We start from the raw sequence: 21,735 nt of genomic DNA, 5'->3' as shown, positions 1-21,735 counted from the left end.
GCGCGTGACGGACGCCACCAGCGACAATGGAGAGCGTGACCGCCACCCTGACCAAGCCTGACCTGCGGATCGGCCCCTACCGGGTCGACCCGCCGGTCGTGCTCGCGCCGATGGCGGGCATCACCAACGTCGCGTTCCGGCAGCTCTGCCAGGAGTACGGCGCCGGTATCTACGTCTGCGAGATGATCACCGCCCGCGCCGTCGTCGAACGGCATCCCGGGACCATGCACATGATGACCTTCGGGGCCGACGAGAAGCCCAGGTCGATGCAGCTCTACGGGGTGGACCCGAAGACCATGCGCGAGGCCGTCAAGATCATCACCGGCGAGGGCCTCGCCGATCACATCGACAGCAACTTCGGCTGCCCGGTCAGCAAGGTCACCCGCAAGGGCGGCGGCGCCGCGCTGCCCTACAAGCGCAAGCTGTTCGCCGACATCGTGCGCGAATCGGCCGCCGCGGCCGCCGAGGCGGGGGTGCCGTTCACGGTCAAGTTCCGCGTCGGCATCGACGACGACCACCTCACCTACCTCGACGCGGGCCGCATCGCCGAGGCCGAGGGCGCGGCCGCCGTGTCGCTGCACGCGCGCACCGCCGCCCAGCGCTACTCCGGCAAGGCCGACTGGTCGAAGATCGCCGCGCTGAAAGAGGCCGTGACCGGCATCCCGGTGCTCGGCAACGGCGACATCTTCACCTCCGGCGACGCGCTGCGCATGATGGCCGAAACCGGCTGCGACGGCGTGGTCGTCGGCCGCGGCTGCCTCGGCCGACCGTGGCTGTTCGGCGAACTCGAAGCCGCTTTCGCCGGACGCGAGATCCCGGCGGGCCCCGACCTCGGCGAAGTCGCCCGCGTGCTGCGCCGTCACGCCGAACTGCTGGTCCACCACGACGGCCCGGACAAGGCGATGCGTGATCTGCGCAAGCACATGGCCTGGTACTTCATGGGCTTCCCGGTCGGCTCCGAACTGCGCCGCGGCTTCGCCATGGTCTCCAGCCTCACCGAGCTGGACGACCTCATCGGGCAGCTCGACCACGACGCCCCGTTCCCGGAAGCGGCCGAAGGGCCCCGCGGGCGCCAGGGCTCACCCGGCAAGGTCACCCTCCCGCACGGCTGGCTCGACGACCCCGACGACAACTGCGTCCCCGAGACCGAGGACATGCATTCCGGCGGTTGACGAAAAAGGTTTCCCGGCAAGGAAGAACCCCGCCGGGAAACCGGGAACTATTTCATTCCGTATTTAGACTGCCGACCTTGGTCAGGTAATGGTGATGGTGCCGACGACGACGTCCTGAACGGCGACCGGATCGAGCCTGGCCGGGGTGTCGAATTCACCGAGATCGCTTTTGGTGACGATATGCGCGCCCGCGGCGGGCCGCACCCGGACGGTCGCCTGCCCGGTCGGCGCGCCCGAGGGGACGGTGAAGGTCAGCGCACCGGTGGCGGTGAAGGTGAACGGCGTGCCGGACGGCGGGGTCGGGGTCTTCGGGATGGTGAGCTGGAACGGCACGTCCTGGCTCGTGCCGTCGCGGTAGGTGACGGTCCGGCCGCCGCTGATGGTGCCCGCGGCGTCGGGCGCGCTGAGCAGGAGAAGTCCTTCGGTGATCTCCACGCCCGCGTTCACGTCGTCGCTCAGCGGCACGGTGACGGTGCTGCCCCGTGCCGCCGTCGCGGGGTAGTCGCCGTGCACCACGGTGGTGAGCGGCACCTCGTTGCTGATGAGGGGATACGTCACGAGCCACTGGAGCGTTTTCGTGGTCGCGCTCGCGGCGGCCGTGCCGATCGCGCTGGTGGCCAGGACCGCGAAGGTGGCGAGCACCGCGATCCGGCCGGTGGTTCTTACCTTGACCATTCTCATTTTCGACATTCCGATCGTCGGCGAACAGTGTTCCGGGGACGATCGTGAGGCACACATGAATGTGCCGTAATGAATCCCCAGTGAAACGAGATTATCGACGATCGGACCGGCGGGCAATGTTCATTCGGAAAACGTCCCGTGGTGACAGTTCCGCGATGCCCGCACCCTGCCGGGAATGACAAGGTTCACCGCGCGAGGCAACCTGCCGCGCGGTTCCGGCGTGCTCAGCACACGATCCACCGGATGTTGGGGGTAGCGATGCGCACGAACACCGTTCTCACCGTGCTGACCGCCGGTCTGCTGGCGCTGACACCGGTCGCCGCGGCCGCCGAAACCAGCCCACCACCGACGACGAATCCGCCCGGTCAGCAGGTGGACAAGGTGGCGGTCACGCTCATCCCGTCCAGGGGCGTGCCGGGTACCAAGGTGGTGGCCAAGCTGACGCCGTGCGCCTACGCGCAGGTGAAATCCGACGGCGTGGACCTCGGCTTCACCGGGAGCAGCGGCGAGGTGAGCGGCACCGTCCGCGCCGTGAAGCCGGGCAGGTACCTGGTGACCGTCTACTGCAGCTACGCCAACACGCCGCACTCCGGCGTCGGGACCGCGTGGTTCACCGTGCTGGACCCGAATCCGCCGCACCCCGCGCCGCCGACGAAGCCCGCGGAACCCCGGCAGGGCAAGCAGATCACGAAGGTCCCGGTCGGCGCGCCGCAGACCGGCGACGGCACGATAGCCGGCTGGGGCCCTGCCGTACCGTGACCGGTCGTGGCCAACCAGAAACGACTGTCCGTTATCGGAATCGGCGCCGGGGACCCCGAGCACCTGACCCTGCAGGCGGTGCGCCGCCTCAACGAGGTCGACGCGTTCTTCTTGCTGGACAAGGGATCCGAGAAGCAGGACCTGGCGAAGCTGCGCGAGGGCATCCTGGACCGGCACGTCACGCGCGAACACCGCGTGGTGCGCGCGACGGATCCCGAACGAGACCGCACTCCCACCGACTACCGGGCCACCGTCCGCGAATGGCACGAGCGGCGCGCGGACCTGTACGAGGCGTTCCTGCGCGACGAGCTGGCCGACGGCGAGCACGGGGCGATCCTGGTGTGGGGCGATCCGGCGCTCTACGACAGCACGATCGCGATTTTGAACGCGGTGAAACGGCGCGACGCGGTGGCCTTCGACTACGAGGTGCTTCCCGGGATCAGCAGCGTTTCCGTGCTCGCCGCCCAGCACCGGACGGCGTTCAACCGGATCGGCACCGCGGTCCAGATCACCACGGGAAGGCGCCTGGCGGAAGGATTTCCCGACGGCGTAGACGACGTGCTCGTGATGCTCGACGCGCACTGCGCGTTCCAGCGGTTCACCGGCGAGGACCTGGAGATCTTCTGGGGCGCCTACCTCGGCACGCCGGACGAGATCCTGGTGGCGGGGCCGCTCGACGAGGTGTCCGACCGGATCGTGGCCACGCGCGCGGAGGCACGCGAGCGCACGGGCTGGATCATGGACGTGTACCTGCTGCGACGGCGGCGCTGACGAGCAGTTCGGCCGCGGCGCGGGCGTCCGTGCCCGCCGCGGGTTCGCCGTCGATCGCGGTCACCACGCTGGCGCCTTCGACGAGCAGGAGCAGCTGGCGGGCGAGCGCGGGCACGTCCGGGACGGGCAGTTCGGCGAGCCGCGCTTCGAGCAGTGCCCGGTACCGGACGAGGTGGCGGCGCGCGATCTCCGCGATCGCGGGCTCGGCGCGGGTGTCGGTGACCGTGTTGACCACCGCGCAGCCCCGGTAGCCGGGCTGCGCGAACCATTCGATGAGCAGATCGAACACCGACAGCACGCGCGCGGGACCGCTCGGGGCGTCCGCCGTGTTGCGTTCGAGCCAGGCGTGGATCCGGTCGCTGTGCTCGGCGAGCATGGCCCTGACCAGATCGTCCTTACCGGGGAAGTACTTGTACAGGCTGAGTTTCGACGCGCTGGCGCGCGCCGCGATCTCGTTGACCCCGACCGCGTGCACGCCCTTGCGGTAGAAGAGCTCCGTCGCGGTTTCGAGGATCTTCGCGCGCGTCGCGACCGGGTTCGGTGGTGCTCCGGCGGCCATGCCGAGGACAGTACCACTCGGTACTGTACGAGAACAGTACCGTTCTGTACTGTCCGGTGCGTGGACGCTCTCCCCGACACTCCGGTCAAGCGGCTGTGGGTCGCCGTGCTGTGCGGTTACCTCGCGCTCGGCGCGACGCTCCAGGAACTCCCCGGCTACCTGACCGGCAGGTTCGCGGCCGGGCCCGCGATCACCGGGCTCACGGTCGGTGCCGCGTTCGCCGCGGCGGCGGTCACCAGGCCGTTCGCCGGGCGCGCCGGGGACGCGGGGTACGCACGGCTCGTGGTGATGACGGGCGGCGCGCTGACGACTTTGGCCGCGGCGGGTCATCTGCTCGCCGGGAACGTCGCGGTGGTGCTCGTGGCGAGGCTCGTGATGGGCGCGGGCGAAGGCGCGCTGTTCTCCGCCGCGCTGCCGTGGGTGCTCTCGCGCGCACCGGCCGGGCTTCGCGGCAGGGTCAGCGGCTGGTTCGGGTTGTCGATGTGGGGCGGCCTGGCGGGCGGGCCGCTGCTCGCGGTCGGTTTCCACGAGCTGGGCGGCTCGACCGCGGTGTGGTGGCTCGTGCTCGCGCTGCCGCTGGCGTCCACCGCGCTGGTCGCGACGACCCGGCGCGGCACCGGAGAACGCGCGCGGATGCGGATCACGACCTGGCGCGATCTGCTGCCGCGCGGTGTCGGCGCGCCGGGGGCCAGCCTCGGGTTCGCGGCCTACGGCTACGGCACGCTCACCGCGTTGCTGGTGCTGCACCTGACCGTGGACCGGGTGGGCGGGGAAAACCTTGGCCTTGCGGTGTTTTCGGCGGCTTTCCTCGTGGTGCGGGCGGCGGGCAGCCCGCTGGTCGACCGGCTCGGCGGGATCCGGGTCGCGCAGACTGTTCTGGTGGTGGAGGCGGCGGGACTGGTCGCGCTCGCGACCGCGGCGACGAGCGTGGTGGCACTGGCCGGTGCCGCGGTCACCGGCGCCGGGCTCAGCCTGATCTTCCCGTCCGCCGTCGCCGTCACCCTCGACCGTACCGGCGCGCTGCGGCCGGGGGTCGCGGTCGGCGCGATAATCTCGTTCTGGGACCTCGGCATCCTCACCGCGGGCCCGCTCGGCGGCCTGGTCGCCGACCAGTTCGGCTACCCGCCCGCGTTCCTGCTGGCGGCGGGCGTGGCCGTCGCCGCGTCCGCGTTGACGGCCAGCCTCCGCGACCACCGCTCCTTGGCACGGCGGTGATCGCGCCCGAATCCCACCGAACTGGCACCCCGAAACTGTCGGTGCACCACGCTAACGTTGAAATCGGGGGTCCCCCTGGGCGAACGAAAGGTCGAGTTCGTACGGACCCTCATGCCCCGAAAGATCCTCCGGTAGAGGTCGGGGGCAGGCGGCAGTGCCACCGAAGGCTCCTCTTGGGCCGCTGAGCGTCCCGATCTCGGCCCTCGCGGCGGGGCCACCACCCGCGCGAGTCCCCGAAGGTGGCCTTCGGGGCGGTAGACGCCGCGAACTCGACCCTCGCACAACACTCCGGCCACCCGCACGACCCCACAGCAGGCCGTCGCGTGCCCCTGAAGGTGGCTTTCAGGGCATCCAGCGCCCCGAAAGCCACCTTCAGGGCAAGAGTGTCGTGGTGGTCGAGCGCGCGAGGGGTGAATATGCGGCGTTGAGCGCCCCGAAGGCCACCTTCGGGGCATGCGCGGCACTGCCCGCACGCGAGCGAGGGCCGAGAAAGTGGCGCTAGATTCCCCGAAGGTCACCTTCGGGGCACCGGCCGACGCCCCCGAAGGGTCAGCGCACGCGGTCGAAAGCGTCCACGATCCTTGGTACCGCGGTGAAAGCGGTCCCGAAGTGATCCCGGGGACCGACGTTCACCACCCGCACGCGCGCGCCTTCGTCGCGGAGGTCGCGCCGGCAGCTTTCCGCGTTCGCGATCGGCACATCCGTGTCGGCGGTGCCCGCGTAGAGCGACACCGGCACCCGCGGCCGCCAGTCGCAGGCGCCGTCGCTGGCGTGCGCGGCTTCGAGCAACCCGCCCGACGGATGCCGCACGCGCTTCAAGTACGCGTCGGTGAACAGGTCGGAAAGCTTGGCAGGCAAGGATTTCGCGACCACGTCGTCATCCGTCGAGCCGTCAAGCAGCTTCTCGATCGTCGACGCGTACGGGGCTTTGAAGACCTCGGCCGGATCCGAGTAGATGTGGTGCGTGCGGTTCATCGCGACCGTCCAGTACGACAGGTAGAACATCGCCGAGCCCGGCGAAACCGAACCGTCGAAGATGCCGGGCAGTTCCGCGCCGAGCACGTCGTACGGGCCGCTGATCGGCGCCAGCGCGCCGAGTGAGAACCGGCGGTCCACACCGGACTGCAGCGCCCGCCCGAGCACCATCGCGCCCTGCCCGCCCTGCGAGAACCCGGTGATCCGCACCTTCGGGTCCAGCGCCTTCGCCAGCCGCTGCGCGAAGGAGCGCGCCGCGCGCAGCATGTCGACCGACGCCGACGTCTCGGTCGCGCTGTCCATGTACGGGTGGGAACCGGGGCCCGTACCGAGCCCGAGGAAGTCCGGCGCGACGGTGGCGTACCCGGCCGCGGCGAAGGTGTAGGCGGCCGGCCGGTCGGCGTTGTGCTCGTCGACGCTGGCCACCGCGCGCTTCCCCACCCGCGTGCCGTGCAGGTAGGCGACGGTCGGCAGCACGCGGGGGCCGTCGTCCGGCAGCGCGACCAGCCCGCTCGCGGTCGTCGGACGGCCGCGGCCGTCGATCGTCCGGTATTCCAGCCGGTAGGCGTGGACGCCGTGGCGCACGTGGTCCGCGCCGAACGGCGAGTCCGCGAGCTTGGCCCGAACGCCGTCGAGCGAGAGCGTCTCGACCGGAGTGACCGAAAGCAGCGCGCCCCGAGCGGGGGTGGCGGAGGCGGGCACGGTGACCGCGGTGAGCACGGCGGCCGCCGCGAGCACCGCGGCGCACGAACGGAAAAGTTTCGTCATGCCCCGAATACTGGCGCTTCGCGGTACCGTCTCCCATCCAGTCACCCTGACAACGGCTGGTGGGGCACGCCCTACCACGCTGCCCCTTCGGGCGGAGAAGTCCACCCGAACAGCGGGTGCGGACGTCCATCCCGGAAGTGGATCGTTTCTGCTGGACTGATCGCCCGTGACGTGGGAGGCGCCGTGCGCGAACAAACCGTGTGGCCGCAAGAAATCCGCATCGCGATGACGATGGTCGGCGGGGCCAGCCTCGCCGTGTGGATGGGCGGGGTGGCGACCGAGACCTCCGCACTGCTGCGCGCCTCCAGGGACTCGAGCGACGCCACCGCGTACGGGAAGCTGCTGCGATTCCTCAACGCCACGGTGTGCCTCGACGTGCTCACGGGCACGAGCGCGGGCGGGATCAACGCCGCCTGCCTCGGGTTGTCCGAGGCCTACCGCTCGTCACCGGCCTCGCTGCGCGACATCTGGCTCGAAACCGGTTCGCTCGACAACCTCATCCGCGACCCGTCCGAACCGGAACCCCGCTCGGTGCTCGACGGCGATCGCGTGCTGCTCGGCGGGCTCCGCAAGGCGCTGCGCGGGATCGTCGGCCAGCAGGACACCCCGGTGAACCCGGACGTCACGGTCCTGCTCACCGGCACCATGATCGACGGCGAGACGACGAGGTACGACGACGCGCTGGGCAATCTCATGCGCGACACCGAGCACCGCCTGCTCTTCCGGTTCGAGCGGGATCTGTGGCAGGGCAACGTTTTCGACCCGCTGGCGCTCGCCGCGCGCTGCAGCGCGTCCTTCCCCGGCGCGTTCGAGCTGGCCAGGATGCCGGTCGGGGCCGGTGCCGACGAAGCGCACCCGGACATGGCGGCGTTCACCGACGCGACCCGATCGCACTGGCTCACCGACGGCGGAGTGCTGCTGAACAAGCCGATCGGCCCGGCACTGCGCGAAATCTTCGAGCGCAAGTCCGAAGAGGACGTTCGGCGGCTCCTGCTCTACGTGGTGCCGAGCGGCGAGGACGAATCGAAGGCGGTCCCGGTCGACGCCGCGAACCCGCCACTGCTCGCGGGCGCGCTCGGGCACGTGCTGACGGCGCTGACGAGCCAGACCATCAGCGCCGAGCTGGACGAGCTGACCCGGCACAACGACGCCGTGGTCAGGGCGCGCGCGACCCGGGTTTCGCTGGCGGGCATCGGTCTTCGCGACCGGTCGCGGCCGCTCGTCGACGACCGGATGTTCGCCGCCTACCGCGCCAGGCGCGTGCAGACCGACGCGGCGGCGCTCGTGCGGGCGGCGACGAGACTGCTCGACAGCCGCTCGGGGATGACGCAGGTGCGGCAGTGGACTTCCGGCGTGTCCGGGAGCTTGCGCGCGGCGGCGGCCGAGGGTCTTCGCCACCAGCTTCCCGAGCGGCCGCCGCCGGAGGAATGCGGTTCCGCCGAGCTGGCCGGGTACCGCACGAGCGCGGTCGACGACGCGGTGGCGACCGGGTTGCAGCTCGTCAACGCGGGTTTCCGGTTGCTGCCAACGGAAGCGCAGGTCGCCGCGCTGAACTCGGCTCGCGGGAAGCTGCACGACGCGCGGCGGAAGGCGGCGCGGAAACAGCGGCTCGCGGACTGGGTGAAGACCAGGAACTCGCCCGCGCTCAACGAGGACCTGATCGCCTGGATCACCGCGCTGGCCGAGGAGTGGGCGACCGAGGGCGTGCTCACCGCGGAAACCGATCCGTGGCCGGAGCTCGCCGGGGTGCTCGTCGAACTCGCGCCGACGCTGCGCTCGCTGGCGACGGCGGAAACCCCGGTGCCGTCGAACCTGAAGCAGTCCTACGACGAGGGCGCCGACACGATCACCACCCTGCTGGACTGGCTCGGCCTGCCCGGCACCGAACCGGCGGTGCTCAACGCCAGGCTGCTCGACCTGCACATCGCGGCGGGCGCGCTGCTCGCCCAGCCGCCGTCGGTCGACCAGCGGGTCGACCTGGTGCAGGTCAGCGCGGACACCAGGAGCCTGCTCGACCTCGCGCGGCGCGACGCGAAGGACAAGCTCACCGGCATGCAGGCGAACGCGTTCGGCGCGTTCTACAAGGCTTCGTGGCGCGCGAACGACTGGATGTGGGGCCGCGTCGACGGCGCGGGCTGGCTCATCCAGTGCCTTCTCGACCCCAAGCGGCTGCTGCTGCTCCGCGAGCTGAGCGGCGACGGGTTCGCCGCGAAGCTCGAACAGGCCTTCACCGAGATCGGCTGGCAACCACCTTGCGCGGCGGACGACCTCCCACAGTCCGAAATGGACAGTCTCAATGCACAGCTCGCGGCCGAACTCGCGTTCCTCGGCGTCGGCCCCGATCTCAAGCCGCTCGAGGAAGAACCGGGCGAACCGCGGCCGATGCCGGTGAGCATGCCGGTGACCGCGATGGTGCTGGCCCGCTCGCGCCAGCTCCAGATCGCCGCCGAGGAACTGCCCGTGGTGGCCAAGTGGTCCACAAAGGACATGGCGGACGCGAAGGCGAACGGCGTGCACGCGCAGGACTTCCGCGACCTGATGCGGAACTCGCCCCCGGCCGACGAGGCGAGCACGGCCGCCGCGTTCCGCCGCTGCGAAGTGTCGAAGGAGACCTTCGGCACCGAACGCGGTTCGACCCTGCTCACCAGGACGCTGATCAAGACCGGCGCCGCCGGCGTGAACGCGGCCGCGGGCGCGGCCGACATGCCGACCGCGGTCAAACCCGTCGCGGGATTCGCCAAGAGCGCCGGGAAAGCGGCGTGGTGGATCACCCAGGTCGCGGCGAACCTCCGCGCGCCGTGGAACCTGCTCGCCGGCGTCGTCGCCGTGGTGCTCGGGCTGGTGCTCGGCGACCGCCCCAGCGACGTGCTGCAGTTCACCGGGCTCGCCCTCGCCGCCGGCGCGGCGGTCTTCCTGGTCGCCAGCATCCTGACGCTGCGGCGCGACACCAGGATGCTGCTGTCCCTGCTCGGCGCGCTGGCGGGCGCGGCGCTGCTGTTCGCCGCGTACGTGCCGGGGCTGCGCGATGTCCTTTTCGGCTGGCTCGGTGCCGCGATGGACCGTTGGCAGCACGGCAGTCTGGCGTGGCTGTGGATCATCGTGAGCGCGCTGCTCGTCCTGCCAGCCGTGGTGACGCCCGTGGGCGCGCTCACCAAGCGCGCCAAGAAGAAGCGGGCCCTCCTCGCCGCGAAACCGACTACTGAGGGTTCCAACGAGCGAGTCGCGTCGACCACTTGAGCGATATTCGCTTTCCGCTCGGTCGACACCTCAAGCGAACGTCCCGATCAGACGACAAGACGTAGGTGACGGACCTGCTCGGGCTGCACGAGTCGGTCGCCGACATGTTCGCTTCGCAAGGAGAATGGCGCCGCGCCTACGAACACCTGCGCGCCGCGCTGGACAGCGCCCGCGAGGAGAACCTCCGCGACGCGCTCACCGGCGCCTACAACCGCCGCTATCTCGACCAGCGGCTGCGCACCACCTCCGGCGAGGTGGCCATCGCGCTGGTCGACCTCGACCTGTTCAAACGCGTCAACGACACGTTCGGCCACCTCACCGGTGACCGGGTGCTCCAGCAGGTCGTCTCGCTGCTGCAGCGCGACCTCCCGCACGACGCGTTCTGCGCGCGCTACGGCGGCGAAGAGTTCGCACTGGTCCTGCCCCGCCCCGGCGCCGAGGCCGTGGTCGACGCGGCGCGGGCGCGCGTCGCGCGGCACCCGTGGGCGCGGCTCTCCACCGGCCTGTCGGTGACGGTCAGCATCGGCGTCGCCAGGGACCTCTCGGCCGCGGACGAACTCCTATACGTCGCGAAGCGGGCCGGGCGCAACCGCGTGGCGTGTCGTGTTCAGGGTGAGATTCGTCTCATACACGACACAGCGTAGCGAAACCCGGCATATACCCCATTCACCGGACCCTTTTGCTCATCGGAAGGTGGCGACACGCCGAGAAGGTCGCACTCTGTGTAAAAAAACTCACGGCAGGGTGTCGTCAGGAACGGCGGGTATCCGTACGATAACGATGCTCCGCCCGGGGAATGTCTTACCCGGTCGGGGGAAGCGCTTGATAACGGATGCGGCTAGCCGGCGATGAACCCCTGAGGACGTGCCGGACGTGTGGACTACATCAGCGAAAGGAGACCGGTGCCAGAAGAGCGTTCCGACGGCCCCGGCCCTCGAGCTGGCGGCCACACGTCACGGTCCCTCCCTCGGCGCGCCGCGAACCGCGAAGCCCTCGGCAAGCAGGGCGAGAGCGGGAAACGCCGCCGTTCCATGGACACCTACGGCGGGATCAGCGTTTCCGAGGTCGTCGCACGGCACTCCGGTGAGCACCCGCTCCCGAACGTGCAGCCCCCGCGTCCGGCCAGGCCGCCGCGCCCGGCGCAGCCGCCGCAGCCGTCCGGTGAGGCGCCGGTGCCGCCGAGGCAGCGCAGGCCCGCGCCGCGTCCGCCCGCCGATCCGCCCACGCAGCGCAGAACGCCGCCCGACCGGCGCGCGCCGCAGGACCCGCCCACGCGCAAGGCCGTGCCGCCCGACGCGGGCAGACCGCGGCCCCGGCGCACCGCGCCGCCCGCCGCGCGCAGACCATCGGCGCCCGGTGGCGCGCAGTCCTCGGACCGGTTGCCCCGGCCGGACCGGCAGCCGCCACCCGGCCGCGCGCCCCGTCCCACCCCGGCGCCACCCTCAGCGACACCGCCACAGGGCCCGCCGCAGGCCGAAGCCGCGTCCGCCGCCGAAGCCACCCGGCAGGTGCCGCGCAAGCCGCAGCCGTCCCGCCCGCTGCGCAGGCCCGCCGCCGAACGGCCCCCGGTCGACCGCCTCACCATGACCGACCAGATGGAACCGGTCGACGAGGCGACGATGTACCGCCGCAAGATCGACGACTCGCTCGCCCGTTTCTCCGCCGCCCACGACGACGCGGCCGCCGAGGAAGAACGGCGCAAGCAGCGCCGCGAGCGGTTCGCCGCGCGTCCCGCGCAGTTGCTGGAGCAGACCAGGACGAAGCTCCAGCGCGTCGTGACGAGCTCCGACGACGAGCGCACCCGGTTCACGCCCCCGGCCCAGCCGCCCGACGCCGCGGATGAAGCCGTCGAAAACGCTTCCACCGCACCGAAAACGCGCCTGCAGGAGAAGAAGCAGCGCCGCTCGGACCGGTCGATCCTGGTCGGCCGCATCGCCGCCGCGGTCGTCGCGGGCCTGGTCTTCCTCGCCACCGGTGCCGCTTGGGGCACCAAGACCTGGTTCAACGCGCAGTTCAAGGAGATCTCCGCGCTCGACGAGGACTCGAAGGACATCCAGAACGGCGCGGGCCAGATCGGGGACGAGAACTTCCTGATCGTCGGTTCGGACAGCCGAGCCGACGCCGCTGCCGAAGACGGCGTCGGCAACGCCAACGGCATTCCCGGCGCGCGCTCGGACACCGTGATGCTCGCGCACATCCCGGCCGACCGGCAGCGCGCGGTCGTCGTCTCGTTCCCGCGCGACCTCGAAGTGACACGGCCGGAGTGCAAGCGGTTCAACGGCGAGACGAACCAGTACACCGACCAGACCGCGCCGCAGGCGAAGCAGGTGAAGCTCAACACCGTCTACGGCCTCGGCGGGCCGGCCTGCCTGACCAAATGGATCCAGCAGCTGTCCGGGATGAAGGTCAACCACTTCATCGGCATCGACTTCAACGGGTTCAAGGGCATGGTCGACGCCGTGCACGGGGTGCCGGTGCACCTCGACCGGCCGATCAAGGACACCACGCTCGGCAACATCTTCCCGGAGGCGGGCGATCTGAACCTGACCGGCGACCAGGCGCTGAACTACGTCCGCGCCCGGCACGTCACCTGGGACCCGACCTCGGACTACGGCCGGATCAAGCGGCAGCAGACCTTCATCGGGTCGCTGCTGAAGAAGACCATGTCGCGTGACGTGCTCCTCGATCCCGGGCAGCTTTCGGGTTTCGTCACCGCGTTCGCGAACGCGACCTTCGGGGACAACATCGGCATCGACCAGCTCATGACGCTCGCCCAGTCGATGAAGGGCCTCGACCCGGCGAAGGTCAACTTCCTGACCGTGCCCACCGTCGGCGAAGGGGCCAACTCGCGCGGCAACGAAGACCTCATCCCCTCGAAGGCCAAGGCGCTGTTCGAGGCACTGATCGCGAACGGCCCGCTGCCGTCGGACAAAGCCGCCGGATCCGGATCGGCGACACCGGGGCAGGCGGGCTCCAGCCAGGGCACGACGGGGCACGCGAAGCCGGAATCCTGACCCGGCCAGGGAATTCGTTAGTCCGGGTTCATGTGCGGTTCACCCTGCGATGCGGTGTTCGCGCGCCGGGCCCCGTAAGGTGGCCGCATGCGCGAGGCTTACCACGTCGAACTCGAACAACTTGCCGAGCACCTGGCCGCGATGTCGGTCCAGGTAGCGGAAGCCATGGAACTGGCGACGAAGGCGCTGCTCGAAGTCGACCTCGGGCTGGCGGAGCAGGTGATCAGCGACGACGCGAAGGTCGACGACGCGCGCGCCGACTGCGAGGAGCAGGCCTACGCGCTACTCGCCCTGCAGGCGCCGGTCGCCACCGACCTGCGGACCGTGCTCGCCGCCATCCACGCCGCGGAAAGCCTGGAGCGGATGGGCGATCTGGCACTGCACGTCGCCAAGGCCGCCCGCCGCCGCCACCCGGAACCGGTGCTGCCCGAGTCGGTCCGGCCGTACTTCGCGGAAATGGGCGAGTTCGCGGTCAAACTGGCCCGCCGCACCGAAGAGGTCATCAAGACCAAGGACGTCGCCGCCGCGCGCACCCTGGAGACCGACGACGACCAGGTCGACGACATCCACCGCCACCTGTTCACCGTGATCATGGACCGCGACTGGCCGCACGGCGTCGCCACCGCCGTCGACGTGACCCTGCTCGGCCGGTTCTACGAGCGCTTCGCCGACCACGCGGTTTCGGTCGCGCGCCGGATGGTCTTCGTCGTCACCGGCAAAATGCCCGGCTACGGCCCGGAAACCGACGAACTGTAACTTTATCGGTCGTCAAAATTTGCGCTGCCAGGGCGCGGCTCCCAGCTCGACCCGCCGGTTGGTCGCGGGGTGCGCCCTGCCATCGCAAATTTAGAGGGCCCAGGGGCCCTGCGACCGACTGCACGCTCCCGCCGCGCGGGGCGCGTCGGATCGCCGGGTGCGTGGCTGGGTTTTGCATGGCCGCGCCTTCGGCGCGGACCTCGCGGCACTCGGGGGTAGGCGGGCGAGTGGATTTTCGGTGGGCGCGCGAAGTGGCGGGGCGCCGGTGCAGCAGTTCGTGGGGGCTTCGGGGGCGGGCTGGTGGTTATACCTCTGGGGTGTTCTTGGCGGAGCGGGCGGCGCCGATGGAGGCGGCGACCACTAGGCATACCGCGATCCATTGCGGTGCTTTCAACGCCTCGCCGAGCACTACGAGCCCGGCGAGCGCGGCTACGGCGGGTTCGAGGCTCATCAGCACGCCGAACACGCGCGGCGGGATCGTGCGCAGCGCTTCGAGTTCGAGCGAGTACGGCACCACGGACGACAGCAGCGCGACCGCGAGCCCGATCAGCAGCACCGACGGGTGCAGCAGGCTCGAACCGGATTCGACGACACCCACCGGCATCACCGCGATCGCGGCCACGGACATCGCGAGCGCGAGCCCGTTGCCCTCCGAGGTGCGGTTGCCGAGCGCCGCGGTGAGGAGAATGTAGAGGCCCCAGCAGGTGGCCGCGGCGAGCGCGAACAACATGCCGACCAGGGACACGTCGCCGCGGGTCTCGGACAACAGCACGACCCCGCCCGCCGCGAGCAGCGCCCACAACGCGTCGAGCAGCCTGCGCGACCCGGCGAGCGCCACGACGAGCGGGCCGAGGAACTCGATCGTCACCGCGATACCGAGCGGGATGCGCGCGATAGCTTGGTAGAAGCACAGGTTCATCGCCGCGAGCACCAAGCCGTAGGCCAGCACCACCGGCAGCGCGTGCCTGCTGACCCGCAGGGACGGCCGCCACAGCAGCATCAACACGACCCCGGCGAAGAACAGGCGCAGCGCCACCGTGCCCATCGCACCCGCCGCCGCGAACAGCTGCTTCGCGAAGGCGGCGCCGACCTGCAGGCTGAGGATCCCGATGAGCACCTGCACCGGCGGCGGAATCGCCCCGATCGACCGCCCCGCGAGCGCGATCAGCCGCGGCCGCGGCAACGACCGGCCACCCGAGTCCGTGTAGACCGAAACCACGCTCACACCCTCCTTCTCGATCTGGGACGACCGTACAACCCGCCACCGACACTTTTTCCGCTCGGGCGACGAACTTCACGCGGACACGAATGGCGCTGGACCCGGCTGGTCCAGCGCCCCGAAAGTGACGTTCGGGGCACTGGATTCCCCGAAGGCCACCTTCGAGGCACCCGAAGGGCCGCCGCGAGGGCGAGATCGTGACGCTCAACGCCCCGAGAAGAGTCTTCGGCGACATACCCAGCAAGCCCGCGAGAGGATGGGGCTTTTTCACCGGCGAAGGCGTTCAGCTGGGTCGAGACGACGGCCACCGTCGCCTCGGACACCGGGCGACCGGACGGGATGACGGTTCGGTTCACCACCGCCGCCGGGCAGGAGATCACGGTCGCCGTCCCACCCCGCAAGCACACGGCTCCTGGCGACCAGGTCGAACTGGGCTACAACCCGGACAACCCGAGCGAAGTGACGACCGACCTGCGGTCGAAGTTCATGGCGATCGCCGAGCCGATCTGCCTGCTGGCGGCGATCGTTTTCTTCAACGTGCTCGCGTGGAAGTACACGGAGCCGTTCAGCCCGCCGCGCCGGGAGCTTCCCGAGGTGCCGCCCTTCCCGAAAGCCGGGGAAAACGAAACGGGCGCGGGGCCCGAAGTCCCCGCGCCCGAGTGGCCGGACGATCAGCCGAAGCGGCCGGAAATGTAGTCCTCCGTTGCCTTTTCGTCCGGGTTGGAGAAGATCTTCTCCGTGTCGTTCAGCTCGACGAGGCGGCCGGGCTGGCCGACGCCGTGCAGGTTGAAGAAGGCCGTCTGGTCGGAAACCCGGGCGGCCTGCTGCATGTTGTGCGTGACGATGACGATCGTGTAGTCCTTCTTCAGCTCGCCGATCAGGTCTTCGATCGCGAGCGTGGAGATGGGGTCGAGCGCGGAGCACGGCTCGTCCATCAGCAGGACGTCCGGCCGCACGGCGATCGCGCGGGCGATGCAGAGCCGCTGCTGCTGCCCGCCGGAGAGGCCGCCGCCCGGCTTGTTGAGCCGGTCCTTGACCTCGTTCCAGAGGTTCGCGCCGCGCAGCGCGCGCTCGGCGATTGTCTCGAGTTCCTTCTTGTTGGTGCTGCCGGCCAGTTTCAGCCCGGCGACCACGTTGTCCTTGATGGACATCGTGGGAAACGGGTTCGGCCGCTGGAACACCATGCCGATGGTGCGGCGGACCTGAACCGGGTCCACAGTGGACGAATAGATGTCCTCGCCGTCGAGCAGCACCTCGCCGTCGACCCGCGCACCGGGGATCACCTCGTGCATCCGGTTCAGGGTGCGCAGCACGGTGGACTTGCCGCAGCCCGACGGCCCGATGAACGCGGTGACGTTGCGCGGGGGCACCGACAGCGTCACGCTGTCCACGGCGTGGAACTTGCCGTAGTAGATGTCCACGTCCTTGACGTCGATTCGCTTAGCCATGACTCACTTCTTCTTCGGGGCGACCAGGCGGGAGATCACCGTGGCGGCGAGGTTGATGATGGCGATGATGAGCACCAGCGTGAGGGCGGCTCCCCAGATCCGGTCGAAACCGACGCTGCCGGGGACCATCGAGTTCGTGGCGCGCTCGTTGTTCATCAGCAGGGGCAGCGAGGCCTGCGGGCCGCTGAACAGGTTCCAGTTGGTGTACTGCGAATACCCGACCAGCACGAGCAGTGGTGCCGTCTCGCCCATCACGCGGGCCAAAGCCATCATGATGCCGCCGATGATGCCGGACAGCGCCGTCGGGAGCACGACCTTCACGATCGTCTTCCACTTCGGCACGCCGAGCGCGTACGAGGCTTCGCGCAGGTCGTCCGGCACGATCCGGAGCATCTCCTCCGAGGACCGCACGACCACCGGCACCATCAGCAGCACCAGTGCCAGCGACACCGCGAAACCGTTGCGGGGCAAGCCGAGCGTGGTCACCCACAGCGCGTAGATGAACAGCGCGGCCACGATCGACGGGACACCGGAAAGGATGTCCACCATGAACGTGGTGGCCTTCGCGAGCCTGGTGCCGCGACCGTACTCGACGAGGTAGATCGCCACGGACAGGCCGAGCGGCACGGCGATGACCGCGCACACCAGGCCCTGTTCGAGGGTGCCGATGATGGCGTGCAGCACGCCGCCACCGACCTCGTCGGAGAGCACGTTGCCGAAGTCCTGGCCCCACCAGTTGCTGAACGGGATGCGCTTCACGCCGTTGGCGATCACGGTGTAGAGCACCCACACCAGCGGCACCACGGCGATCAGGAACGACAGCCACACCAGCCCGGTGGCGATCCCGTTCTTGACCTTGCGGCCGAGGGAGACGTGCTGGAACGCGGGCGTGGTGGCCGGTTCCGTCAAGGTCGACGTCATGTCAGTCTCCCTTCTGTGTCTTGCGGGACACCCGCACCCGGTCGGCTCCATGAGCGTAAGGGCGGAAATTGTCGCTCATTACGCCTCCTTTTTGTCGCCGATGATGGCCCGCGCCGCGATGTTGACCAAGAACGTCAACAGGAACAGCACGAGACCGGCCGCGATGTAGGCGCCGGCCGAGGTCGGGTTGTTGAACTCCGCGTAGTTCGACGCGATCTTCGAGGCGAACGTGGCGCCACCGTCGAAGATGCTCCAGTCGAAGTTCAGGCTGGGCTGCAACAGGATCACCGACAGCGCGATCGTCTCGCCGAGCGCGCGGCCGAGGCCCAGCATCGACGCGCCGATGTAGCCCGCCTTGCCGAACGGCAGCACCGTGGTGCGGATGACCTCCCAGCGGGTGGCGCCCAGCGCCAGCGCGCCTTCGATGTGCGGGGTCGGCGTGCGCTGGAAGACCTCGCGGGTGAGCGAGGTGATGATCGGCAGCAGCATCACGGCGAGCACGACACCGGCGGTGAAGATGGTGCCGGCGAAGTTCCCGCCGAGGTTGCCGTCGGCGAAGATCGGGATCCAGCCGAGCGTCTCGTTGAGCCACTGCGACACCGGCACCAGTTCCGGTGCGAGCACGAGGATGCCCCACAGGCCGAAGATGATCGACGGCACCGCGGCGAGCAGATCGATGATGTACGCGAACGGCCTCGCCAGCCTCGGCGGCGCGTACTGGGTCAGGAACAGCGCGATGCCGAGTGACACCGGCATCGCGATGACGAGCGCGACCAGCGAGGTCGCGATGGTGACGAGCAGCAGGTCGAGGATGCCGAACGTCAGGTTGTTCGGGTCACCGGTCGCCCACACCCGTGCGGTGAGGAAGTTCGCCTTGTTCGCCTGCAGCGCGGGGATCGCCTGGATCAGCAGGAAGATGCCGATCAAGCCGATCAGCGCGACGATGAAGACGCCGGCACCGGTGGTCAGGTTCCTGAAGAGGCGGTCGCCTGGCCGCGTCTTCGCCTTCGTCTTGCCCGCGAGCGGCGGGCCTGGTCGGTCCGAAATCGGGCCCTCCGGAGGGTGTTTACTCGACGACGAACGCCCACCGGTGTCGCCGGTGGGCGTTCGTCGTCAGGATTTCAGTCATCGACTGCGGTCGTCCTGCCTGGTCAGCGAATTGTCACGCGATCGCCTTGACGGCGGTGAGCACCTTGTCCTGCAGGCTCTGCGGGATCGGCACGTAACCCTTCTCCGACAACGGCTTCTGGCCGTCGGTGGCGGCGACCGTCAGGAACGCCTTGACCGCCTTGGAAACCTGCGCGTCGGAGTACTTCGAGCAGACGACCTCGTAGGTGGTCAGCAGCAGCGGGTAGGCACCCGGGACGTTGCTGGAGTAGATGCCGTCGAGGTCGAGCTGCAGGTCGTTGGTGCCCTGCTTCTTGAACTTCGCCGCGTCGAGCGCCTTCGCGACGTTCTCGGAGGTGAGCTCGACGCCGCCGGACCCGCTGTCGAGCAGCGCGGTCTTCAGGCCGTCCTTGGCGAACGAGGCCTCGACGTAGGTGATGGCGCCGTCGGCGTTCTTCACCGTGGACGCGACACCGTTGGACTTCTCCGCGCCGTTGCCGACACCGCCCTTGAACTGCTTGCCGTCACCCTGGGTCCAGGCGCCCTTGGACGCGGCCTTCAGGTACTTCTGGAAGTTGTCGGTGGTGCCGGACTCGTCCGAGCGGAACACGACCTGGATCGGCTTGTCCGGCAGGGTAAGGGATTCGTTGCCCTTGACCGCCTTGATCGCCGGGTCGTTCCAGTTCTTGATCTGCCCGTTGAAGATCTTCGCGGTGACCTCGGGGGTCAGGTTCAGCTTGTCGACGCCGTTCACGTGGTAGGCGACCGCGACCGGGCCGACCACCAGCGGGAGGTTCCAGGCTTCGCTGCCGCAGCGGGTCTTCGCGGCGTCGGCCTCGGCGCCGTCCTTCAGCGGGGAGTCGGAGCCGGCGAAGTCGACCTGGTTGCCGTTGAACTGCTTGATGCCCGCGCCGGAACCACTGGGCTGGTAGGTGAGCTGCTGCCCGGCGCACTTCTGGGAGTACTTCTGCACGAAGATGTCGATCGCGGTCTTCTGCGCGGACGAGCCTTCCGCGTTGAGCGCGGGCTTGCCGCCGCAGTCGACCTGCGCGGTGCCGGTCGCCGCGGGTGCGCCGGAGTTCTGGCCACTGCCGCTGTTGTTCGCGGCGGGGTCGGAGCCACACGCAGCGAGCACGAGAGCGGCGCTCGCCACGATGCCGGCGGGCACGAGAGGCCGCAGAATCTTCACTGGATTTCCTCCGGATCACACGGTCAAGTACGGGATTCGTCGGATCCGGACAGTAGGGAGCCCCGGTGGACGGCTGGCCGTCAAAGGGTGAACGAAAGGTGAACAAGGCCGCCAGTGTGAGGAGCGCTACGCGCCTGTGTCCTGCCCGTGACCTGCTGTTCGGCGCTGGGTGACCGCCAAGTGGCCCAACGTCAGCGTCCGTACTGGACGTCTACTTCGGACCGTACGAAACCGAGCCGTTCGTACACCGCGACCGCGGCCGCGTTGTCACCCTCGACGTACAAGATCACCTGGCTCAGACCGCGGTCCGCGAGGTACTTCAGACCGGCCGTGGTCAGCGCCTTTCCGAGCCCGCCGCCCTGCGCACCGGGATCGACGCCGACGACGTACACCTCACCGGCGGGCTCGCCGCCGAACCGGCGCGGGTTCGGCGGATGCACCTTCGTCCAGTGGAAACCGAGAAGAGTGCCGTCGGTCTTCTCGGCGAGGAAGAAGCCCGCCGGGTCGAACCAGTCCTCGTCCTCGGTCTCGCGGACCTCGTCGACGGTGAGCGCGCCCTGTTCGGGGTGCCAGTCGAAGGCGCGCGCGTTGACCGCGACCATCGCCTCCTCGTCCTGGCCCGGCACGAAGGTGCGCAGGCGGACGCCGTCGGGGAGCGCGGGTTCCGGCCAGCCCTCCGGCGGCACGTCGACGTGCATCACCAGCAGTTCACGGGCGCGCGTGAACCCGGCGCGCTCGGCCAGCTTCGCCGCCCCGGGATGATCGCCGTGCGACCACACGCGCAGCGTGTCCGGATTTTCGCGGACGCCCGCGCGCGTCACCAGCGCTTCGGTCAGTTCGCCGCCGTGGCCGCGGCGACGGCGGTCGGGGCGCACGATCAGCTCGACGACCTTGCGCCCGAAGCTGTCACCGTCGAGATCGAGATGCGCGTAGGCGACGAGATCGCCGTCGACCCGCGCGAGCAGGTGCGCGCCGCCGGTGAACTCACCCGGCAACGCCCCGTTCGACGGCAGTTCCGGCCTGCCGTCGACCTCGTTCGCCGCCGTGAGCAGCTCCAGCACCTCGGCCGTTTCGGACTCGGACAGCTCGTCCGACCACACCGCGTTCAGCACCGGACCAGCCTATCCGGCGCGCCGGGGTCAGGACCGGGAGAAGGCGTCCGTGTCCAGCGCGGAGGTGTCCACCGGCAGTTCGGTGACCGCGGGCTTGCCGCCCTTGACCGGCCGCTCGAACTTGTAGCCGACGTTGCGGACGGTGCCGATCATCTGCTCGTGCTCGGGCCCGAGCTTCGCGCGCAGCCGCCGGACGTGCACGTCGACCGTGCGGGTGCCGCCGAAGAAGTCGTAGCCCCACACCTCCTGCAGCAGCTGGGCGCGCGTGAAGACGCGGCCCGCGTGCTGGGCGAGGTACTTGAGCAGCTCGAACTCCTTGTAGGTCAGCTCGAGCGTGCGCTTGCGCAGGCGCGCGGTGTAGGTCGCTTCGTCGATGACGAGATCGCCGACGCGCAGTTCCGCGTCCGCGTGGCTCTGCGCGCCGTCGCGCGTGGTCGCCAGCCGCAGCCTGGCGTCCACCTCGGCCGGCCCCGCGGTGGGCAGGAGGATGTCGTCCGTGCGCCATTCCGCGCTCACCGCGACCAGCCCGCCCTCGCCGACGACGGCGATGATCGGCGTCGTCGCCTCGTCCTCGCCGGTACCCTTGAGCAGGCGGCAGAGGCTCTTCGCGGACGCGAGATCGGTGCGCGCGTCGAGAAGGATCACATCGCGGTGCCCCGCGTCGAGGAGCGCTGTCACCTCGGGGGCGCGCACGCGTACCGTGTGCGGCAGCAGATCGAGCGCGGGCAACACCGAGGTGGCCTCGGGCTCCGGGGTCAGCACCAGCAGGTCCAGGCTCATCGCCACACCGCCTCATTCCATGGTCGCCTCGGGTACGGCCTCGGTCGGTGCT

General features: G+C 69.8%; 19 protein-coding genes. 9 read left to right on the top strand and 10 right to left on the bottom strand.

Annotated elements, in window-relative coordinates:
- The first annotated feature begins 26 nt into the window (after positions 1-26).
- Positions 27-1,172: a tRNA dihydrouridine synthase DusB gene (dusB, locus tag HUW46_RS21940; RefSeq protein WP_215549051.1), complete on the top strand. Its 1,146-nt coding sequence runs from the start codon at positions 27-29 to the stop codon at positions 1,170-1,172.
- Between the two features lie 81 nt (positions 1,173-1,253).
- On the opposite strand, the gene HUW46_RS21935 is transcribed toward dusB, so the two are convergent.
- Complete coding sequence (locus HUW46_RS21935; RefSeq protein WP_215549050.1) at positions 1,254-1,847, bottom strand: hypothetical protein; 594 nt, start codon at positions 1,845-1,847, stop codon at positions 1,254-1,256.
- Between the two features lie 249 nt (positions 1,848-2,096).
- Between HUW46_RS21935 and HUW46_RS21930 the strand changes: the two genes are divergently transcribed.
- Together HUW46_RS21930 and cobF are read left to right on the top strand one after the other, a co-directional pair.
- Entirely contained in the window at positions 2,097-2,612 is a 516-nt protein-coding gene (locus tag HUW46_RS21930; protein WP_215549049.1) for a hypothetical protein, read from the top strand.
- Between the two features lie 6 nt (positions 2,613-2,618).
- The gene (gene cobF / locus HUW46_RS21925) at positions 2,619-3,383 is read left to right on the top strand and encodes a precorrin-6A synthase (deacetylating) (RefSeq protein WP_215549048.1); all 765 of its coding nucleotides are present in this window, start codon (positions 2,619-2,621) and stop codon (positions 3,381-3,383) included.
- On the opposite strand, the gene HUW46_RS21920 is transcribed toward cobF, so the two are convergent.
- Entirely contained in the window at positions 3,349-3,942 is a 594-nt protein-coding gene (locus tag HUW46_RS21920) for a TetR/AcrR family transcriptional regulator (protein WP_215549047.1), read from the bottom strand. The two genes, cobF and HUW46_RS21920, sit on opposite strands and share 35 nt — an antisense overlap.
- 60 nt (positions 3,943-4,002) lie before the next feature.
- Between HUW46_RS21920 and HUW46_RS21915 the strand changes: the two genes are divergently transcribed.
- Entirely contained in the window at positions 4,003-5,157 is a 1,155-nt protein-coding gene (locus HUW46_RS21915; RefSeq protein ID WP_215549046.1) for an MFS transporter, read from the top strand.
- 549 nt (positions 5,158-5,706) lie between these two features.
- On the opposite strand, the gene HUW46_RS21910 is transcribed toward HUW46_RS21915, so the two are convergent.
- A complete protein-coding gene (locus HUW46_RS21910) occupies positions 5,707-6,900 on the bottom strand; it encodes an alpha/beta hydrolase family protein (RefSeq protein ID WP_215549045.1) in 1,194 nt (397 codons plus the stop codon).
- Positions 6,901-7,083: 183 nt separating this feature from the next.
- Here HUW46_RS21910 and HUW46_RS21905 point away from each other — a divergent pair, with 183 nt between their 5' ends.
- The 4 genes from HUW46_RS21905 (at position 7,084) to phoU (ending at position 13,907) form a co-directional block, all read left to right on the top strand.
- A complete protein-coding gene (locus tag HUW46_RS21905; protein WP_256451439.1) occupies positions 7,084-10,137 on the top strand; it encodes a patatin-like protein in 3,054 nt (1,017 codons plus the stop codon).
- 104 nt (positions 10,138-10,241) lie between these two features.
- Complete coding sequence (locus tag HUW46_RS21900) at positions 10,242-10,781, top strand: GGDEF domain-containing protein (protein WP_215550029.1); 540 nt, start codon at positions 10,242-10,244, stop codon at positions 10,779-10,781.
- A 258-nt stretch (positions 10,782-11,039) separates the two neighbouring features.
- Positions 11,040-13,151: an LCP family protein gene (locus tag HUW46_RS21895; protein ID WP_331477287.1), complete on the top strand. Its 2,112-nt coding sequence runs from the start codon at positions 11,040-11,042 to the stop codon at positions 13,149-13,151.
- Positions 13,152-13,238: 87 nt separating this feature from the next.
- A complete protein-coding gene (phoU, locus tag HUW46_RS21890; protein ID WP_215549044.1) occupies positions 13,239-13,907 on the top strand; it encodes a phosphate signaling complex protein PhoU in 669 nt (222 codons plus the stop codon).
- 304 nt (positions 13,908-14,211) lie between these two features.
- Here the strand turns inward: phoU and HUW46_RS21885 are convergent, their stop codons facing one another.
- Positions 14,212-15,126: an EamA family transporter gene (locus HUW46_RS21885; RefSeq protein WP_215550027.1), complete on the bottom strand. Its 915-nt coding sequence runs from the start codon at positions 15,124-15,126 to the stop codon at positions 14,212-14,214.
- Positions 15,127-15,465: 339 nt separating this feature from the next.
- On the opposite strand from HUW46_RS21885, the gene HUW46_RS21880 reads away from it, so the two are divergent.
- Positions 15,466-15,822, top strand: coding sequence for a DUF3592 domain-containing protein (locus tag HUW46_RS21880; RefSeq protein WP_215549043.1), 357 nt, complete (start codon positions 15,466-15,468; stop codon positions 15,820-15,822).
- Here HUW46_RS21880 and pstB read toward each other — a convergent pair.
- The 6 genes from pstB to HUW46_RS21850 all read right to left on the bottom strand — a co-directional run bounded on the left by pstB (position 15,798) and on the right by HUW46_RS21850 (position 21,683).
- On the bottom strand, positions 15,798-16,574 hold the full coding sequence (gene pstB / locus HUW46_RS21875) for a phosphate ABC transporter ATP-binding protein PstB (protein ID WP_215549042.1): 777 nt from the start codon (positions 16,572-16,574) through the stop codon (positions 15,798-15,800). The two genes, HUW46_RS21880 and pstB, sit on opposite strands and share 25 nt — an antisense overlap.
- A 3-nt stretch (positions 16,575-16,577) precedes the next feature.
- Entirely contained in the window at positions 16,578-17,495 is a 918-nt protein-coding gene (pstA, locus tag HUW46_RS21870) for a phosphate ABC transporter permease PstA (RefSeq protein WP_215549041.1), read from the bottom strand.
- Between the two features lie 78 nt (positions 17,496-17,573).
- Positions 17,574-18,542: a phosphate ABC transporter permease subunit PstC gene (pstC, locus tag HUW46_RS21865; RefSeq protein WP_215550026.1), complete on the bottom strand. Its 969-nt coding sequence runs from the start codon at positions 18,540-18,542 to the stop codon at positions 17,574-17,576.
- A gap of 115 nt (positions 18,543-18,657) precedes the next feature.
- Positions 18,658-19,791: a phosphate ABC transporter substrate-binding protein PstS gene (gene pstS / locus HUW46_RS21860; protein WP_215549040.1), complete on the bottom strand. Its 1,134-nt coding sequence runs from the start codon at positions 19,789-19,791 to the stop codon at positions 18,658-18,660.
- A gap of 191 nt (positions 19,792-19,982) precedes the next feature.
- Entirely contained in the window at positions 19,983-20,903 is a 921-nt protein-coding gene (mshD, locus tag HUW46_RS21855; protein WP_215549039.1) for a mycothiol synthase, read from the bottom strand.
- Positions 20,904-20,930: 27 nt separating this feature from the next.
- Entirely contained in the window at positions 20,931-21,683 is a 753-nt protein-coding gene (locus HUW46_RS21850; RefSeq protein ID WP_254126409.1) for a winged helix-turn-helix transcriptional regulator, read from the bottom strand.
- Between the last annotated feature and the right edge of the window lie 52 nt (positions 21,684-21,735).

It is taken from the genome of Amycolatopsis sp. CA-230715, from assembly GCF_018736145.1.
GTDB lineage: Bacteria > Actinomycetota > Actinomycetes > Mycobacteriales > Pseudonocardiaceae > Amycolatopsis.
This window is presented reverse-complemented; position numbering and strand designations above follow the sequence as displayed.

Bases quoted from the DNA above. Each gene is read 5' to 3' on its own strand.
- dusB (WP_215549051.1), top strand. From the start codon at position 27: ATGGAGAGCGTGACCGCCACCCTGACCAAGCCTGACCTGCGGATCGGC.
- HUW46_RS21935 (WP_215549050.1), bottom strand. From the start codon at position 1,847: ATGGTCAAGGTAAGAACCACCGGCCGGATCGCGGTGCTCGCCACCTTC.
- HUW46_RS21930 (WP_215549049.1), top strand. From the start codon at position 2,097: ATGTTGGGGGTAGCGATGCGCACGAACACCGTTCTCACCGTGCTGACC.
- HUW46_RS21920 (WP_215549047.1), bottom strand. From the start codon at position 3,942: ATGGCCGCCGGAGCACCACCGAACCCGGTCGCGACGCGCGCGAAGATC.
- HUW46_RS21910 (WP_215549045.1), bottom strand. From the start codon at position 6,900: ATGACGAAACTTTTCCGTTCGTGCGCCGCGGTGCTCGCGGCGGCCGCC.
- HUW46_RS21900 (WP_215550029.1), top strand. From the start codon at position 10,242: ATGTTCGCTTCGCAAGGAGAATGGCGCCGCGCCTACGAACACCTGCGC.
- phoU (WP_215549044.1), top strand. From the start codon at position 13,239: ATGCGCGAGGCTTACCACGTCGAACTCGAACAACTTGCCGAGCACCTG.
- HUW46_RS21880 (WP_215549043.1), top strand. From the start codon at position 15,466: ATGACGGTTCGGTTCACCACCGCCGCCGGGCAGGAGATCACGGTCGCC.
- pstB (WP_215549042.1), bottom strand. From the start codon at position 16,574: ATGGCTAAGCGAATCGACGTCAAGGACGTGGACATCTACTACGGCAAG.
- pstA (WP_215549041.1), bottom strand. From the start codon at position 17,495: ATGACGTCGACCTTGACGGAACCGGCCACCACGCCCGCGTTCCAGCAC.
- HUW46_RS21850 (WP_254126409.1), bottom strand. From the start codon at position 21,683: ATGAGCCTGGACCTGCTGGTGCTGACCCCGGAGCCCGAGGCCACCTCG.